The organism is Planktothrix rubescens CCAP 1459/22 (genome assembly GCA_904830895.1).
Taxonomy (GTDB): domain Bacteria; phylum Cyanobacteriota; class Cyanobacteriia; order Cyanobacteriales; family Microcoleaceae; genus Planktothrix; species Planktothrix agardhii.
This window is the reverse complement of the sequence record LR882958.1, coordinates 1,805,108-1,821,571: the sequence shown is the minus strand read 5'-3', so window position 1 is coordinate 1,821,571 and position 16,464 is coordinate 1,805,108. Positions and strand designations below refer to the sequence as shown.

The following is a 16,464-nucleotide window of genomic DNA, read 5'->3' as shown; positions in this document are numbered from 1 at the left end:
TAAGCAGCATAAATATTCTTATTCCCTACGGAGTAAGACTTACATTCCCGATTTTTATCTATTTTTCCTAAATTAATTGCTCTATTTTTTCATTTTTAACTTTCGGATTAAGAGATAGCCAGTAATTTATCCCAATGATTTCCTAACCACCTTCTTCCCTCTGTTATTGACCAAAATCCTAAACCTCTGAAAATATTCAATCCTAGGGTGTTGAGCAGTGCCCAATTAGTCGCTGCTTGTACTTGATGAATTTTCATACTATCCTCTTTAAATAACACATCTTTTACCCAATGAACTTGATTCTCAATCTCCCAATGCCCTTTAATCTTTTGGGAAAAAAAATCTGCCTTTTCCCAGATACTACTTATATAATAAACCGTTTCTTTATAAGACTTTAATTTAGGAGAATTCTCTCTTGACCATTCTTTTACTATTTTGCTTAAATCCTTCTCGTCTACTCCTCTCATCACCCTCCTTATTGTTGAATAAGATGGCATTCCTTGGCTATAGATATTGAATGTTCTTTTCAGGATAACTTCGTTGGCTTTGACAAAATATTCCATCTCTCGATATCCTTGATGCCCTGACATCACCCCTAAAACTACTACTAATAGCACTTCCCATAAACTATACCTTTTTCCCTGATTTTTTCGGAAATCCTTGACTTCTTTTAAATTTTCTATTAAACTTGTTAGCATCTTTATTTTAGAAAAAAATGGCGATCGCTCTCCATTTTATCAGGTAGCGATCGCTCTTTCTTTACTCTTTTTCACCTGACTTTGAAACAGCCCTGCGTGCACGGGGAACAGGGAACAGCCCCCCCAAACCCCCCGTGCACGGCAGGGCTAGGGGAACAGCCCACCAAACCTCCCGTGAACGGGGGGCTAGGGGGGAGGGGACAGGGGTTAAATACGAGTGGGAATTGGGGACTGTCCGGCTTTGAATTTGGGGATAAAAGTATATTTGAGATAAATTCCTAAAGCCGTGATCAGGATAATTATAACTGTCCCCATTCCAATCGGACTGGGAACCCAGAAAATCGCTTCTAATTGATTAATTTCTCCGGGTTTAAGTGTCCAAATAACCTGTTTTCCATTCAGATCAACATTTAATAATAGAGGTGCTTCCGAGCCTTCAGGAATACCGATGGGATTAATCACAGTCGCACCCCAGGGAGTGTTTAAGACAAATTCTAATTCTAATAGGTTCCCCGAACTAATTAATACATTTTCCGAGGTAGAGAGTAGGGAAAGCGATCGCAAATCTAATTCTAAGTTGAGATAATTGCGTAAAGCAAAAAACCAATTATTTTGTTTAAGGTTTAAATTTGCAGAAAATTGAGGAATTTCGATATCGGGTTTTTTCTGGGATTTTTTATTGTTGAATTCAGCAGGATTAAAAAATTGATTAAATTTTGTCTCTAAATCCTGACCATTATTAAAAGGAATAGTAACTAATATTTCCTGTTGAGACAGTCGTTTGGTTTTTCCTTTTAACTGTTTAACCCGTTTTTCTAAACTAGATATCCATTCATCTACCACATCATGACTAAATTTAGTTAATTGTTCTCCTAATTGAATCTTTTGAACAATTTGACCATGGGTTTGATCCTGAAATGCCACTCCCACATCATACCTAACACAGCCACTCAACAGAAAAATGGCACAAAAAATAATACTGAGTTGTTTGATAATTTTGATCATGATTTTGTTCCTAGCCGTTAAAATTCAATTTAGTCCATTCTCCCGGTGTAGAAGAATTATTAAAGTCTATAATCACATTCTACTCTTGACACTAATACCAATTACCTTTCTTGACTCACTCCCTCAAAAAGCGACCTAAATAGGGTTGTCATCCTCTACCCTGGCTATCGGTACGGAAATTGCCACCTGTGGGAGTGTGAGTAACCCGCTCTCAAAAGGTTAAGATAGGGGAGAATCTTTCCAAGTCTATAAAACTCAAACCCCTACTAGCAAAAAAAATCGAGAAACTATGGGATTCTTTGATTCAGACATCGTACAACAAGAAGCTAAACAGCTATTTGAAGATTATCAATCTATGGTCAAACTGGGCAGTGATTATGGCAAGTTTGATCGGGCTGGGAAAAAACTCTATATTGAGCAAATGGAAGCGGTTATGGATCGTTACCGGATTTTCATGAAGCGGTTTGAACTTTCCGAGGATTTCATGGCCCAGATGACCGTTGAACAGTTACGCACCCAACTCGGTCAATTTGGGATTACCCCCGACCAAATGTTTGAACAGATGCACCGTACCCTAGAACGGATGAAGTCGGAATTAGAAAAACAGCCCTAATCCCCTCTATTTCCCTGAAAAAATCGGTGTCCTTGGGTTTATTTTGTTAAAATACATTAACTAGACCCTCGTTAGTTTAACGGGAGTCTCCCCTATTATGCCTGTGAATATCATTTTATGACTAACGTTCCTGTTTCTCGAATTCGTAATTTTTCTATTATTGCTCATATTGATCATGGGAAATCTACCCTGGCGGATCGACTTTTGGAGGCGACGGGTGCGGTTCAAAAACGGGAAATGAAGGAACAATTTCTTGACTCCATGGACTTAGAGCGAGAACGGGGAATTACGATTAAATTGCAAGCCGCCCGGATGAATTACAAAGCCGATGACGGTGAGGAATATGTATTAAATTTAATCGACACTCCGGGTCACGTTGACTTTTCTTATGAGGTGTCTAGGTCTTTAGCGGCTTGTGAAGGGGCGTTATTAGTTGTGGATGCGTCTCAAGGGGTAGAAGCTCAAACTTTAGCAAATGTTTATCTCGCCTTAGAAAATAACTTAGAAATTATTCCGGTTTTAAATAAGATTGATTTACCCGGAGCAGAACCAGAGAAAATCAAAAGTGAGATTGAAGAAATTATTGGGTTAGACTGTTCCGGGGCGGTGTTAGCTTCAGCGAAAGAAGGGGTGGGAATTCATGAAATTTTAGAGTCTATTGTCCGTTTAGTTCCCCCTCCCCAGGATACGGTTGATCAGAAATTACGGGCGTTAATTTTTGATAGTTATTATGACAGTTATCGCGGGGTAGTTGTTTATTTTCGGGTGATGGATGGCAGGCTAAAAAAAGGCGATCGCGTCCACTTAATGGCTTCGGAAAAAGAATATGAAGTTGATGAAATTGGCGTATTATCTCCTACTCAAATCCCCGTTGATGAACTCCACGCGGGGGAAGTAGGATATTTTTCTGCTGCGATTAAAGCCGTTGAAGATGCCCGGGTTGGGGATACTATTACTTTAGCCAATCGTCAAGCCGAACAAGCTTTGCCCGGTTATACCGAAGCAAAACCGATGGTGTTTTGTGGGTTATTTCCCACGGATTCTGATGAATATCCTAATCTAAAAGAAGCCTTAGAAAAACTCAAATTAAACGACGCGGCGTTATCTTATGAACCAGAAACTTCTAGTGCCATGGGGTTCGGTTTCCGGTGTGGATTTTTAGGGTTACTGCACATGGAAATTGTGCAAGAACGTTTGGAAAGGGAATATGATTTAGACTTAATTGTGACTTCTCCTTCGGTGGTTTATCAAGTTACAACTCAAAAGGGAGAAGTGATGATGATCGATAACCCCAGTCGTTTACCTGAACCTAACCATCGGGAAAAAATAGAAGAACCCTATGTGCGGGTAGAAATGATTACTCCTGAAGCTTATGTGGGCAGTTTAATGGAGTTGGCTCAGGGTCGTCGGGGTGAATTTAAGGATATGCGATATTTAGCCCAGGGACGGACAACCTTAGTTTATGAAGTGCCATTAGCGGAAGTAGTAACGGACTTTTTTGATCAGATGAAATCCCGTTCTCGTGGTTATGCAAGTATGGAATATCATATTATTGGATATCGAGAAAATGCCTTAGTTAAACTCGATATTATGATTAATAAAGATCCGATCGATTCTTTGGCGATGATTGTTCACCGAGATAAAGCCTATCATGTTGGACGGGCAATGGTGGAAAAACTCAAAGAATTGATTCCCCGTCATCAATTTAAAGTTCCTATTCAAGCCACAATTGGGTCTAAAGTTATTGCTAGTGAAAGTATTCCAGCATTAAGAAAAGATGTGTTAGCCAAATGTTATGGGGGAGATATTAGTCGGAAGAAAAAACTCTTACAGAAGCAAGCCAAAGGTAAAAAACGGATGAAATCCTTGGGTTCTGTAGATGTTCCGCAAGAAGCATTTATGGCGGTATTACGGTTAAATCAAGAATCCTAAATTGTAGTAGAGACGTTAAATTTATTGTTGTAGAGACGTTAAATTTAACGTCTCTACAAAACTGTTCCGGTGTTCCCTCCCCCCCTAGCCCCCCTTGCACGGGGGGTTTGGGGGGCTGTTCCGGTGTTCCCTGTTCCCTTTTAAGCCTAAATTTTAAACACAACTCAAATAGGATTGCTATATGTCATATAAAGTTAGTGTGATTATTGAAAAAGACGATGACGGTTATTATGCCTATGCTCATGAACTTCCAGGTTGTCAATCTCAGGGTGATTCATTTGATGAGATTAAAGTGAATATTCAGGAGGAAATTGAATTGTATTTAGAGACATTATTGGAGTCAGACAAAAGCCGTGTATTAAGCTGATAAATTTCGAGTTCATCCAAGTCGTGATATTTCACCAACACTGTTACGAAAAATTGCAAGTGATATTAATTTGACTGTAAAAGAAATATTAAATATTCGCTAAAAATCTAAAATCGAGTAGGATAGATGTGGAACGGACAGCAACATATCAATGTTGTTGGGTATAGCTGGGGTGTATTCAAAGCCAAGTCTTAACTTTAAACTGATAGTGGATTCAGCTTACCTGCGATTGATTGTTGTCCATCCAAGTTTAACTCTCTACAATTTCTGAGTGAGTGTAAGCATGAGAATTTTAGTTACAGGTGGCGCGGGTTTTTTGGGTTCACACCTAATTGATCGCTTAATGGAACAGGGCCATGAAGTGATTTGTTTAGATAACTTTTTTACTGGGAGAAAACGAAATATCCTGAAATGGATTGGTAATCCCTATTTTGAACTGATCCGTCATGATATTACCGAACCAATTCGCTTAGAAGCCGATCAAATCTACCATTTAGCCTGTCCCGCCTCTCCCGTTCACTACCAATACAACCCGGTCAAAACCATCAAAACCAATGTATTGGGAACTATGAATATGTTGGGGTTAGCCAAACGGATCAAAGCCCGGTTTTTCCTCGCCTCCACCTCTGAAGTCTACGGAGATCCCGATGTTCACCCCCAAACGGAAGACTATCGAGGCAATGTCAACTGTATTGGAATTCGATCCTGTTACGACGAAGGAAAGCGGGTTGCAGAAACCTTAGCCTTTGACTATCATCGTCAAAATGGGGTAGATATTCGGGTGGTACGGATTTTTAATACCTATGGCCCCCGAATGTTAGAAAATGATGGGCGTGTGGTCAGTAACTTTATTGTCCAAGCCCTGCGAGGGATTCCCTTAACAGTTTATGGGGATGGTTCCCAAACCCGGAGTTTCTGTTATGTGTCAGACTTGGTAGAGGGATTTATCCGCTTGATGAATAGCGATCAGATTGGCCCTATTAATATCGGGAATCCAGGGGAATATACCATTTTGGAATTAGCCCAAAAAATTCAGAATCTGGTTAACCCGGATGTGGAAATTCAATTTAAACCTCTACCGGAGGATGATCCTAAACAGCGACAACCCGATATTACTCGTGCTAAAACCTACCTGAATTGGGAACCGACTATCCCACTGGATCAAGGATTAGAATTGACGGTGAAAGATTTTCGGGAACGCATCTACAACAGTTGAAAAGAGTGAAATCCTTGTTAACGATCAATCATTGAGCGTTAACAAGATTGTTAATGTTTCGGTCAAAAAATTGAGGATAGATTTATGCGTGTTTGTGTGATTGGGACGGGATATGTGGGTTTAGTAACCGGAGTGTGTCTGGCACAGATCGGACATGATGTTATTTGTATTGATAATAATGAGGAAAAGGTCAAATTAATGAAGTCGGGACAGTCCCCGATTTATGAACCCGGACTGCCGGAATTAATGAAATCCTGTATGGAATCTGGGCGTCTGGATTTTTCTGCGGATTTAGCTGCGGGCGTGGAACATGGTGAGGTGTTATTTATCGCCGTAGGAACTCCTCCTTTACCAAGTGGAGAAAGTGATACTCGTTATGTCGAAGCGGTGGCGCGGGGGATTGGAGCGAACCTGACCACAGGTTATAAAGTGATTGTGAATAAATCCACTGTACCCATTGGTTCCGGGGACTGGGTGCGGATGATTGTTTTAGATGGTGTTTCCGAGCGACAAAAAGAAACAGGGTCAACAGGAACACCGATTGAAGTTGAATTTGATGTTGTTAGTAACCCGGAATTTTTACGCGAAGGTTCGGCGGTTTATGATACCTTTAATCCCGATCGGATTGTGTTAGGAAGCAACAACAAAAAAGCCTTGGAGGTGATGCAGGAATTGTATGCACCTTTAGTATCGAGAAAACATTCTGATCATCCGTCCTTACCCCCGGTTCCAATTGTGTTAACTGATCTAAGTTCGGCAGAAATGATTAAATATGCTGCTAACTCGTTCTTAGCAACTAAAATTAGCTTTATTAACGAAATTGCTAATATTTGCGATCGCGTCGGTGCGGATGTGACACAAGTAGCTCAAGGAATTGGCTTAGATTCTCGAATTGGGAATAAGTTTTTACAAGCTGGAATTGGTTGGGGGGGTTCCTGTTTCCCTAAAGATGTTTCGGCTTTAATTCATACGGCTGATGACTATAATTATGACGCCCAATTGTTAAAAGCGGCGGTGGAAGTTAATAACCGTCAGCGCACGATTGCTATTGACAAATTACAACAAGTGCTGAAAATTCTCAAAGGCAAAACCGTCGGATTATTGGGATTAACTTTTAAAGCCGATACGGACGATTTACGCGATGCTCCGGCTTTAGATATTATCCAAGAATTGAACCGTTTGGGGGCAAAAGTTAAAGCCTATGATCCAATTATTTCCCAAAGTGGAATGCGTCATGGGTTAACGGGAGTGATTGTTGAAACCGATCCTGAATTGTTAGCGGATGGCTGTGATGCGTTAATTTTAATTACCGACTGGGCACAATTCCAAACCCTCGACTATGGGAAAATGGCGAAAAAAATGCACTCGGCATTTATGATTGATGGCCGTAATTTCTTAGATCGAAAACAATTGGAAGCCGCAGGTTTCCAATATGTCGGGATTGGACATTAATCTGTATTAATGTAAGATTAGGGTGGGCATGGCTCACCCTAATTAACACTCAAAATCACATCAATTTGTTTCTGAACCTCATCTAATTTTTGACGTTGTTGATCTATCCAGACTTTTTCCGCTTCTCGTTGTTCGCTGGTTTCTTGTTCATATCGGTTTTGTTTCTCTAAAATATCATTGTAAAAATTAATAATTTCTGTTGTAGTAGTCAAAGCAAAATCAAAGCATTCAGAAAATCTATCTTGAACATTGTCTTCTAGGATTTTATTAACATTAAGAACCAAATCATCCCAGGTTTCTCTTTTGATTAGAGAAAAAATGTTGTTTAAGTTGCTTAAGAATGAGTCCCAAGTTGGTTTTATCCACTCTAAAAAAAGATCACTACTATTTTCTATTATATGAATTACCTCATTTTTGTGATCAGAATAAAAACTTATTTTAAGTGCAAAATTAATTCCATCTTTCAAATTTATAAAATTAATTTTTGCATGAAGACAATCTAAATTCAAATTTAACAAATCGTCATTTAACAATAATAAATTTGTATTGATACTGCTGATCATTTCATTATTGATAACTTTTATTGCCTTATCTAACCCTTGAATCATACCATCTTTATCTGAATAACCCAAGTCTTGCTTATATGTTCCGGTTTTACTATCTTTAAACCACGTTTCTTTAAGCTGTTCACATTGATTTAACCATGAATTTTTAATTTCTGGAATCACTTCTGTTTGACATTTCTTCTGTAACTCACGAATTCTAAAATCAATCGCCGTTAATTCTCCTATTTCTTCCCAAAGTTCAGACTTGGGGACAGACATAATTCTAGGTTTACTATTCCAGACATCCTCAGCATGATCTAAATCTTTATAACTAACTTCCATTAACTCTTTTAATCTGGCTGCGGACTGTCTTAACTCCTCTGTACAGGATTGAATCGACTGATTTAACTCCGTTGCGGATTGTTTCAACTCGGAAGATTCACCTGGATTATTTTGTACAGAAACCATTGAATCAGTCATGGACTCGAAGACAGTTAAAAATTCATTCATTGCAGCCAACCTCAATTAAGCATATAGTTCTACTTTACAACATTAGAGGAATGATCAATAAGTCAGTAACAATTTATAAATTATTTATCCGTGTTTATACGCTTTTAAAAAACAAATTCTAGTCAATATAAACTTATCTTCCGTAAAAATACTGAAGTCAGTCATATTTAATTTTAATTAATAAAATTTTTGTCAATATCTGTTGATTTTCAGAGGATTATGAGTTTATAATAATTAAATTAAAGAATTAAGTCAAAAATTATGTTTTTATTCAATCCTGCAATGCAATTTGTATTTTCCCCCGCAATTCAAGAAGGTTTAGCCAAGGGTGTTTATGAGTTAGTCTATTCCAAATCAGGAGTACCTTTAAGCATAGTTAGATGGGCGTCAGGAACAGCAAATGCGGGTCAGTTTGCAGGTCACGCCATTGGTACAATAATGCACAATAGTCCCCTAGCACCGATTACTGTACCTGTGGAAGTGGGTATTACTTTAGTCAAGACTTTTTCTGAGTTAGTTTCTTCCAACTCAGGAGGTACGATAATCAATAATATTCCCCTGGCACCGATTACCACACCTGTGGAAGTGGGTATGGGTTTAGTTCAAATGTATCAGGTTCATCAAGGATTTCAGAAAACCTATCAAGGAATTAACCAGTTACAAGCAAGTCTCGGAGTTCTACAATCAACGACTGCGGTTATTGGTGTCGGTGTAGCGGTAACGGGTGTTCTTTCGGCTGTAAATTTATATCAGACTTTAAAGTTAAGAGAAGATATCAAACAACTTAAATTAACGGTAACGGGAGGATTTATTGATCTAAAATCTGCCTTAAAAAATCAAGGTGATAGTATTATTAGACGGATTGATGAAGTTGCAGAAGATATTAAATATAATCAACATCGGTTAATTTTAATTACAGCTTATGGCAAATTTACAGAAGCCTTAAAGTGGTTTAAAGTGGCAATGACTATTGAAGAACCAAATGCCAGAAACGATCAAATTAACGGGGTGTTAAGTATGCTATACCATGCTTTAGCTGATTACTCTAATCCCCAGCTATTAAACAATGTTTGTGCTGCGGGTCAACTTCGTAGACTCGAATGCACTTGGGCGATTGAACAAGCCATTATTACTGCTTATCAAGCCCAAAATCAATTAACAGCCGCTAATGAACACCTAGAACAACTTCAAAATAAAATTTATCAAGGATTACTGAATATTATTGATCAATGTAGTTCTCAAGAAGAATTAGATTTTCTATTTCCTGAAATAGCCAGAATTAAAATACATGATTGTACAGCATTAAAATCTTGGCAAGATCATACTAATTGGTTTAAAACCTTATCTAATGATGAACGGGAACAGTTAGCAATGTTAGAACCGGAAACCTCAGAATCGGTTAATTTAGAATTACCACAAAATGACATAATAGTTAAACCTTTAGAAATGCAAATCTATGAGGATTTAAAACAAAAATCCCACTATTCAGCTTTACGAGATCAATTAAAATTTGTCGTTAAACCTGAATTACGCCGGGAGCATGAATCTTATATTTTTAATAAAGCGATCGCCACAGGTTTAAATGGATTAGCCCCTAAAAATTGGGAAGAAGTACCCGATTTAACCGTTGCTAATCTTTATCATTATTTTCAAGTTCAATCTTAAAATGCGTAGGAAGATTGAAAAAAACTAGAAAAAACGACTTAAAGTTCCTCAAATTGTAAGTTAGATCAAAATTAGATGAAATTTAACAAAACGTAGGTATTTATTTATAGTTACCTACGTTTTGTTGAAAAAACAGCTAAATTGCCAAGCACTTTTTTCAGATATTTAATTAATCTTGACCAACTCGCATAATAATCGACTTCAATCCATTCATAATATCCTCAAGAGATTCAATAATTTTTAAGGTTTCTTTTTGTTCAGTTTCATCATCTAATTTAGACAAAAATTGAAATAATTGGTTAATTCTTTCTTCTTTTCTTTTTCTTTTTTTAATTATTAACTAATAGTTTGAGCTAACTCCAGTGGGAACGCCAGGGCTGTTTCATCAGCCAAAATTTATGTACAAACAAGCTAAAGATCGTTGATATTTTCGGCTATCATTCTTTGAGTCATTGTCGAAGAATAATAGCCATTAATAAGGTTTCAGTCCCGCAAGCAGGATTATTTTAATTGAAAGATATAGCCGCTTAAATCCATCAAAACTGATAGGGTGACTCTTGTTTCAGTCCCGCAAGCAGGATTATTTTAATTGAAAGAAAAAGACTTCTCAAACCATTGATCTTCTATGGGTGTTTCAGTCCCGCAAGCAGGATTATTTTAATTGAAAGTTAACCGACAAGATCAACCAAGCTATTAAAGCGATGTTTCAGTCCCGCAAGCAGGATTATTTTAATTGAAAGATTTTAGTTACCAGATAATTTTTTACGATTAACTGATGTTTCAGTCCCGCAAGCAGGATTATTTTAATTGAAAGTAGGAAAAGATCAATAGGCTGTAATAAAACTTTACATATCCCTAGAAGTTTCAGTCCCGCAAGCAGGATTATTTTAATTGAAAGTGGACTCACTCGCTCCTTCTACCGTTGATCGTATCTTGTTTCAGTCCCGCAAGCAGGATTATTTTAATTGAAAGAACAATGCTAGTAAACTTGTGTTAACTATGTTAGACTGTTTCAGTCCCGCAAGCAGGATTATTTTAATTGAAAGTATCAAGGCGATCACCGACAAAATTCTGATGGAAGAGTTTCAGTCCCGCAAGCAGGATTATTTTAATTGAAAGACATGGATCAATTTTTGTAAGTCATACTCCAAAGGGTTTCAGTCCCGCAAGCAGGATTATTTTAATTGAAAGTCTGCCGTCTGAAACCCTGATGGGGCGGTGATTCTGGAGCCCATTTTCGTGAACCTCAAAAATTGCCTCATTTCAGGCTTCGTTATTGCAACAGATTATCAATAACTAACCGGAGTCAAAAGTATAAACTATTGATTTGTCAAGGTTCTAGCGTTTTTCGTGAACCCCCCCAGGTTTTCGCCCCCGCTTAGGTTCACGAAAGTAATCATAAACCAAAACAATTTTCTTGTCAAGGGGAATCTTATATGATATTGCGATCGCCCCCAGACCCCTGACCTCAAATAAAAAACCCCGCCTCCAACGGAAACAGGGTCAACGGTATCCTATTCAATTCAACTAGATGACAATAGCCTGATCTTGACGGGGGTGTTCAGACCCATAGGTAATTGTGCGTTTCAAAGATCCCGCATCCAAAACATAAATCCGTACCGAATCTTCAGCAGGTTTAACTAACTTTTCAATTTGGTGTTGTAAGTTCACAAACTGAACACTTGTTAAAAAGCATTCAAACACACTATACTGACACCATTTGCCATAACCCGACAACAATTTATGTAACCTTGTGCGCCGTTTATTAGCCGCTTTGCTATCGGGTAAATCGTAAATCACCAAATAAAATAACGTATTTTTCATCGTAATACCAAAGGTTTATAAACCAAGTCTTCCTGTAAATAGCGTCCTAATAATCGAGCTTGTAATTCAATCGCCCGTCGATAGGTGCACCGATACTCAAAAACTGGATGTTTAAACTCATCATTCATTTTCCGTTCAAATGCTTGTAAAAACCGCTTACGTCCCTCATCTTTGAGTCGATAAGCACCCAAACTTTCGGTAAAATCATCCGGCTGAATTTCCCGTTTATTCAATACCGAAAATACCAAACTATCCGCTACTAAAGGACGAAATTCCTCCATTAAATCCAGCACCATTGCGGGTTGACCCCGACTGACTTCATGCAAATATCCAATATAAGGATCAAGTCCCACTAAATGCACCGATGCTGTTACCTGTACCCGCAATAAACCATAGGCAAAACTTAATAAAGCATTCACCGGATCGGTCGGTGGACGACGGTTACGACCAGGAAAAAACCAAGGTTCATTTAAGATCGCCGACCATTCTCGAAAATAATCTTTTGCCGCAATTCCTTCCACTCCTCGGACTTCATCCAAAGTGGCTTTTTTAAAGACTAATTTCTTATGATTTTTCAAAGGACTATCGGCAATTTTCTGACGATATAAAACCGTAGCTTGATTTTGAATTTTAGCCGATACAATGGTTTTAACTAATTCCAAGCGGCGTTCCGTATCCTGATATAATTCAAACTGAGCTAACCGTAGGGCTCCATTCCGAGAATATCCGGGTAAAGCACTGCCTAAATATTTGCCAAAACTGGTTAAATAGTGAACAGGCATTCCCAATTCTAAAGCATAGGTGAGGGCATCTCCAGTCACTTGAGGATTGCCCATTAATACCACTTGTTCCACGGTTTGGGCGGGAACAGATTGTTTATTCCATTTGCCACTTTCTTCTTGAGTTGCAACGGTAAAGGCTTCATATTTTTTACCTAAAATTGCTTGAGGTTGGGTAATATAAAGAATAGACATTTTAAGTTAAACTCCTTGACGAATCAGTTCTTTTACTTCAAAAGGTAGACAAATTCCTGTTAAACTACAGGCTTGACATTTTTTAGAATTGTTAATCGGTAAAGGGATTTTGCCCATGGCGGTTTTGTGAGCTAAGGCGATCGCTTCTTGGGTCATTTGTCGTAATTTTGGGGTAAATTCAACCCGTTGACGACGGCGATTTCCATGATAAAAAATTTCACCATAGGGAATTACTTTACCCGTGCGTTCTTCTAAACATAAAGCCGCCGCACAAAGTTGAAAATGATCATTAAGATGTTGCGCCATTTTTCCCTTTTTATATTCCAAAGGAATCAGTTGATTGTCCCGTTCTTCCACAGCATCAATAATTCCACTCACTTTCAACTGTTCACTCCAGACCCACTGCTGACGGTGAATAATAGTATCACCTTCAAAAGTAGTTCCTTCTTCATTAATATTTTCATGGAGATAACGCCCCATAATAATATGTTCGTTATCCTTCATTTCCCCCAATTGATACTCTAAATAAAATCGACGGGGGCAATATTCCCAAGCGTTGAGATAAGCTAAAGGCAAATAAGAATCGGTCATATCAGTCATCAGTGTAGAGACGTGCCACGGCGCGTCTCAGTTATTGGTTGTCTGGGATAATTTTCCTTGATTCATTATTCCTAATTCTGGTTTTTTTTGGATAGCAAAAAGAATTTTAAGGGAGTCTCAACATAAACCAAGACGCGCTCAACATAAACCAAGACGCGCCATGGCACGTCTCTACGAAGTGATTCTTGTTTGTCCCATTCCCATGGCGGTTTTACGACCGATGGCGGAGAAAAAGGCAAAATGGGCTAAGATATTCGCAATTTTTGCTTCTTGAGGGTCGGGAAATCGATATTTAATCCATCCTTTTGCCCCAATTTCTACGTTATTTTCCATCTTTAAAGCATGGGTTTCTAAACTATAAGCAGAAACAAAACCTTGCCAAGCGATCGCCTCCATTTTTTGTTCCTCCGGTGCAAAAGCATTCCATCTTTTCATCAGACTAGAAAACACTAATTCTGGTGAGGGAAAAAGTTGCACATATTTTTGTTGCTTAAAACTGGTGGGGGAAAGAAACTCTAAGGTAATATCATCGGAATTTTTTGGCAGTTTTGCTAACATTTGATAATCCCCCGAACCCACCCAAGGATGAGTACCAGGTAAGGAATGAATGCCTTTAATAATAAAGGGAAATTTACCTAAAGTTAGGGGTTTACTTCCCCATTGTTCAATGCCGTTTAATAGGGGTTCCAGCAGACTCCCATTTAACAAACCAATCCGAAAATAAAACTCATCTCCTGAGCGAATTCCATCGCCACGACGATGACCAATTAAACCCGATAAACTGATGGGAGAATCCTGACTATTATGGACATATTCAGAAGCATTTGGATCGCCCATTTGTAACCAGTACAAAACCTGAGCATGGATCGCACGTCCTAAAGTGGGAGGTAAATAACCCCGATTAATAGCGGCTATTTGGACAATGATCGCATATAAATTAAAAGATTTATCAGACTGCAATGGTATTAGCTCCATAAGCCACTCCTAAAGGTAAATTGATCGGAAAAGATAACTCGGTTAATTGTGACCATTCTGGCATTTCTTGCCCTTGATTCGGTTTTGAAATTTCTAAATATTCGCCTATTAATTGTGCCTGACTCAATAAACTAACCGGAGGCATAACAATCCGATTATATAAAAGTAAGCGACAAGATTGTGGTAAATCTACGGGATTTAAGGGATGTTGACAGACATATTCTCCCGATTTTTTTTTAATCCCAGAATCAGGAATTGGTGTCACATCAACTTTAATTTTTGCCGCCCATTTTCCTAACCGTATCCAAGCCGGAAATTTCACCTCTGGCGGTGCAATAATATAAGTCTGATATCGGCTACCTACAGCTAATTCTTTGGCTCGACCGTAGTTAATGGGATAGTTGCGGCTTGCTCCTGTAGCCCCAAATTGTTTGGGAATTCCATAGTAATTTACTTGAGCGGCTTTAAAGGTATTAATTTGATAGGAACAGTACAAAGGTTGGGCGGGAAAAACATAAATTTGGGCTTGATTGAGATGGAGTAAATTTTGTTCGCGATCGCTATCTAAATAAGCGGGTTTTTGAGCATTTTTCCCATGTAGTCGATAGGGTTTAGGAATATAAACCGCTTCAAATAACGCATAACTTAATGCCCAATTATGCAAATATTTTTCGGTTTCATAAAGAATACCCATTTCCCGACTCGCAAAAAAAACATTATCATGTAAAGTCAAATGACAGTGATAAAGAACCATTAAATTTTCCTCAAAAATTAAAGTTGTTGCGCTTTAGCGCACTCATAAAAGTTGTTGCGCTTCAGCGCACTCATAAAAGTTGTTGCGCTTTAGCGCACCCAAAGGTTTAAAAGAAAACAGGGAATTTCCAGCTTAATTTAATACCAAGATTGAGTGCTAAAGCACAACAACTGGGTGCTAAAGCACAACAACTGGGTGCTAAAGCACAACAACTGAGTGCTAAAGCACAACAACTGGGTGCTAAAGCACAACAACTGGGTGCTAAAGCACAACAACTGAGTGCTAAAGCACAACAACTGATTAAGAACTGGATTTTCCTTTCGCTTTGCCTTTTTCCTTAGTTAAAGCACCATAGGTTTCGGCATAACTTTTCGTCTGTTGATACAGAGTAGTTAAAGTTTCCCGCAAGCGCGTTTCATCTTGATAAATTGCACTCACTTCTGTTAATAATTCATCCAATTGAGGACGCAAAATTACTTGAGTTTTTCGCACAGGTTCCTTTTTGATTAAATTATCAGCCACTTCCGTTGCTTTAGTCAAAATATCACTAATTGGGGCATTAATATCCGGCTTTAATTGATCATAAATTGCCTGGGTAAAATGCAGATTACTGAAAATTTCACCATCACAAAAAGCAATTCCTATCAAATGATTGGTCATGGTTCCTGTGCGTGATTCCTGTGCGCCGTAACGTCGGGTTCTTAACAAGTTTCCTAACACATAAATAAACCCTTCAAAGGTTGAATCGCGCAGGGTTTCTACCGTCGGAAATGCTACCTCCGGCAGAACATGATCTAATTCATTAATTGCACTTCGCATTACTCCTTTTTCGCTCATTGTTCCTCCTTCAAAGGGAGCATTAAAGGTAAAACTACGGTGGGAATTTTCGTAAGGAGTCAGAGAAAAAGCCGAATCAGAATATACTTTAGAACGTTCCGATCCACTATCACCAATAGCAAACCCATAAAGAATACAATCGGGGCATTTTTTACAGGATTTTTCCCCATTATATTCACAACCATTTTCTGCACCTTCGGTGGCACTGGTTAAGGTTAAAGACCTTAATAATTCCCGTCCTGCTAATCGTTCCGGGGTAATTTGTTTGCGCTTAAACATCACCAAACGACTGAGAAAATCAACTGTAGTTAATCCCGCTTGAGTGCGTGCGGTATTCAGCACACCATCGGTCTGAAAAACGGGGAAAGATTGACTATGACGCACCATTAAAAAATGGACATATTTACCCGAAGCTAAACGGGGAAAAGCGGCTTGAAATTCTGGTTTAAGTGTTTCGAGAATTGCCATTGTGATTATCTCCTTTAAAGTGTTAATTT

At 38.5% G+C, this 16,464-nt stretch carries 16 protein-coding genes and 1 CRISPR repeat array; of the genes, 7 read left to right on the top strand and 9 right to left on the bottom strand.

The window, feature by feature from the left end; genetic code table 11:
• Positions 1-107: 107 nt before the first annotated feature.
• Both NMG86_RS08555 and NMG86_RS08550 read right to left on the bottom strand, forming a co-directional pair.
• On the bottom strand, positions 108-698 hold the full coding sequence (locus NMG86_RS08555; protein ID WP_071782521.1) for an ISAs1 family transposase: 591 nt from the start codon (positions 696-698) through the stop codon (positions 108-110).
• A gap of 207 nt (positions 699-905) precedes the next feature.
• A complete protein-coding gene (locus tag NMG86_RS08550) occupies positions 906-1,703 on the bottom strand; it encodes a DUF3153 domain-containing protein (protein ID WP_043937168.1) in 798 nt (265 codons plus the stop codon).
• Between the two features lie 289 nt (positions 1,704-1,992).
• Between NMG86_RS08550 and NMG86_RS08545 the strand changes: the two genes are divergently transcribed.
• The 5 genes from NMG86_RS08545 (at position 1,993) to NMG86_RS08525 (ending at position 7,283) form a co-directional block, all read left to right on the top strand.
• On the top strand, positions 1,993-2,316 hold the full coding sequence (locus NMG86_RS08545; protein ID WP_026787331.1) for a DUF1825 family protein: 324 nt from the start codon (positions 1,993-1,995) through the stop codon (positions 2,314-2,316).
• A 117-nt stretch (positions 2,317-2,433) separates the two neighbouring features.
• Positions 2,434-4,248 carry a translation elongation factor 4 gene (lepA, locus tag NMG86_RS08540; RefSeq protein WP_026787332.1) on the top strand — a complete coding sequence of 605 codons (1,815 nt, stop codon included), beginning with the start codon at positions 2,434-2,436 and terminating at the stop codon, positions 4,246-4,248.
• A gap of 181 nt (positions 4,249-4,429) precedes the next feature.
• Positions 4,430-4,615 carry a type II toxin-antitoxin system HicB family antitoxin gene (locus NMG86_RS08535; RefSeq protein WP_026787333.1) on the top strand — a complete coding sequence of 62 codons (186 nt, stop codon included), beginning with the start codon at positions 4,430-4,432 and terminating at the stop codon, positions 4,613-4,615.
• Positions 4,616-4,898: 283 nt separating this feature from the next.
• Complete coding sequence (locus tag NMG86_RS08530; RefSeq protein ID WP_026797442.1) at positions 4,899-5,831, top strand: UDP-glucuronic acid decarboxylase family protein; 933 nt, start codon at positions 4,899-4,901, stop codon at positions 5,829-5,831.
• Between the two features lie 84 nt (positions 5,832-5,915).
• Complete coding sequence (locus NMG86_RS08525; protein ID WP_026797441.1) at positions 5,916-7,283, top strand: UDP-glucose dehydrogenase family protein; 1,368 nt, start codon at positions 5,916-5,918, stop codon at positions 7,281-7,283.
• A gap of 38 nt (positions 7,284-7,321) precedes the next feature.
• Here the strand turns inward: NMG86_RS08525 and NMG86_RS08520 are convergent, their stop codons facing one another.
• Positions 7,322-8,338: a hypothetical protein gene (locus tag NMG86_RS08520; RefSeq protein WP_026797440.1), complete on the bottom strand. Its 1,017-nt coding sequence runs from the start codon at positions 8,336-8,338 to the stop codon at positions 7,322-7,324.
• Between the two features lie 261 nt (positions 8,339-8,599).
• Between NMG86_RS08520 and NMG86_RS08515 the strand changes: the two genes are divergently transcribed.
• A complete protein-coding gene (locus NMG86_RS08515; protein WP_237747600.1) occupies positions 8,600-10,003 on the top strand; it encodes a hypothetical protein in 1,404 nt (467 codons plus the stop codon).
• Positions 10,004-10,483: 480 nt separating this feature from the next.
• Positions 10,484-11,194: direct repeats of the CRISPR family, unit length 37 nt; unit sequence GTTTCAGTCCCGCAAGCAGGATTATTTTAATTGAAAG.
• A gap of 336 nt (positions 11,195-11,530) precedes the next feature.
• On the opposite strand, the gene cas2 is transcribed toward NMG86_RS08515, so the two are convergent.
• The 5 genes from cas2 to cas5d all read right to left on the bottom strand — a co-directional run bounded on the left by cas2 (position 11,531) and on the right by cas5d (position 15,130).
• The gene (cas2, locus tag NMG86_RS08510) at positions 11,531-11,827 is read right to left on the bottom strand and encodes a CRISPR-associated endonuclease Cas2 (protein ID WP_026787341.1); all 297 of its coding nucleotides are present in this window, start codon (positions 11,825-11,827) and stop codon (positions 11,531-11,533) included.
• Complete coding sequence (gene cas1d, locus NMG86_RS08505; RefSeq protein ID WP_026787342.1) at positions 11,824-12,801, bottom strand: type I-D CRISPR-associated endonuclease Cas1d; 978 nt, start codon at positions 12,799-12,801, stop codon at positions 11,824-11,826. The genes cas2 and cas1d overlap by 4 nt, the downstream gene beginning before the upstream one ends.
• A gap of 6 nt (positions 12,802-12,807) precedes the next feature.
• On the bottom strand, positions 12,808-13,392 hold the full coding sequence (gene cas4, locus NMG86_RS08500) for a CRISPR-associated protein Cas4 (protein WP_026787343.1): 585 nt from the start codon (positions 13,390-13,392) through the stop codon (positions 12,808-12,810).
• 180 nt (positions 13,393-13,572) lie between these two features.
• On the bottom strand, positions 13,573-14,376 hold the full coding sequence (gene cas6, locus NMG86_RS08495) for a CRISPR-associated endoribonuclease Cas6 (protein ID WP_036834491.1): 804 nt from the start codon (positions 14,374-14,376) through the stop codon (positions 13,573-13,575).
• The gene (gene cas5d, locus NMG86_RS08490) at positions 14,351-15,130 is read right to left on the bottom strand and encodes a type I-D CRISPR-associated protein Cas5/Csc1 (protein WP_026787345.1); all 780 of its coding nucleotides are present in this window, start codon (positions 15,128-15,130) and stop codon (positions 14,351-14,353) included. The genes cas6 and cas5d overlap by 26 nt, the downstream gene beginning before the upstream one ends.
• A 149-nt stretch (positions 15,131-15,279) precedes the next feature.
• Here cas5d and NMG86_RS08485 point away from each other — a divergent pair, with 149 nt between their 5' ends.
• Complete coding sequence (locus NMG86_RS08485; RefSeq protein WP_026797438.1) at positions 15,280-15,471, top strand: hypothetical protein; 192 nt, start codon at positions 15,280-15,282, stop codon at positions 15,469-15,471.
• On the opposite strand, the gene cas7d is transcribed toward NMG86_RS08485, so the two are convergent.
• Positions 15,431-16,435: a type I-D CRISPR-associated protein Cas7/Csc2 gene (gene cas7d / locus NMG86_RS08480; protein WP_026787347.1), complete on the bottom strand. Its 1,005-nt coding sequence runs from the start codon at positions 16,433-16,435 to the stop codon at positions 15,431-15,433. The genes NMG86_RS08485 and cas7d overlap by 41 nt on opposite strands.
• Positions 16,436-16,464 lie beyond the last annotated feature (29 nt).

Bases quoted from the DNA above. Each gene is read 5' to 3' on its own strand.
- NMG86_RS08555 (WP_071782521.1), bottom strand. From the start codon at position 698: ATGCTAACAAGTTTAATAGAAAATTTAAAAGAAGTCAAGGATTTCCGA.
- NMG86_RS08550 (WP_043937168.1), bottom strand. From the start codon at position 1,703: ATGATCAAAATTATCAAACAACTCAGTATTATTTTTTGTGCCATTTTT.
- NMG86_RS08545 (WP_026787331.1), top strand. From the start codon at position 1,993: ATGGGATTCTTTGATTCAGACATCGTACAACAAGAAGCTAAACAGCTA.
- lepA (WP_026787332.1), top strand. From the start codon at position 2,434: ATGACTAACGTTCCTGTTTCTCGAATTCGTAATTTTTCTATTATTGCT.
- NMG86_RS08535 (WP_026787333.1), top strand. From the start codon at position 4,430: ATGTCATATAAAGTTAGTGTGATTATTGAAAAAGACGATGACGGTTAT.
- NMG86_RS08530 (WP_026797442.1), top strand. From the start codon at position 4,899: ATGAGAATTTTAGTTACAGGTGGCGCGGGTTTTTTGGGTTCACACCTA.
- NMG86_RS08525 (WP_026797441.1), top strand. From the start codon at position 5,916: ATGCGTGTTTGTGTGATTGGGACGGGATATGTGGGTTTAGTAACCGGA.
- NMG86_RS08520 (WP_026797440.1), bottom strand. From the start codon at position 8,338: ATGAATGAATTTTTAACTGTCTTCGAGTCCATGACTGATTCAATGGTT.
- NMG86_RS08515 (WP_237747600.1), top strand. From the start codon at position 8,600: ATGTTTTTATTCAATCCTGCAATGCAATTTGTATTTTCCCCCGCAATT.
- cas2 (WP_026787341.1), bottom strand. From the start codon at position 11,827: ATGAAAAATACGTTATTTTATTTGGTGATTTACGATTTACCCGATAGC.
- cas1d (WP_026787342.1), bottom strand. From the start codon at position 12,801: ATGTCTATTCTTTATATTACCCAACCTCAAGCAATTTTAGGTAAAAAA.
- cas4 (WP_026787343.1), bottom strand. From the start codon at position 13,392: ATGACCGATTCTTATTTGCCTTTAGCTTATCTCAACGCTTGGGAATAT.
- cas6 (WP_036834491.1), bottom strand. From the start codon at position 14,376: ATGGAGCTAATACCATTGCAGTCTGATAAATCTTTTAATTTATATGCG.
- cas5d (WP_026787345.1), bottom strand. From the start codon at position 15,130: ATGGTTCTTTATCACTGTCATTTGACTTTACATGATAATGTTTTTTTT.
- cas7d (WP_026787347.1), bottom strand. From the start codon at position 16,435: ATGGCAATTCTCGAAACACTTAAACCAGAATTTCAAGCCGCTTTTCCC.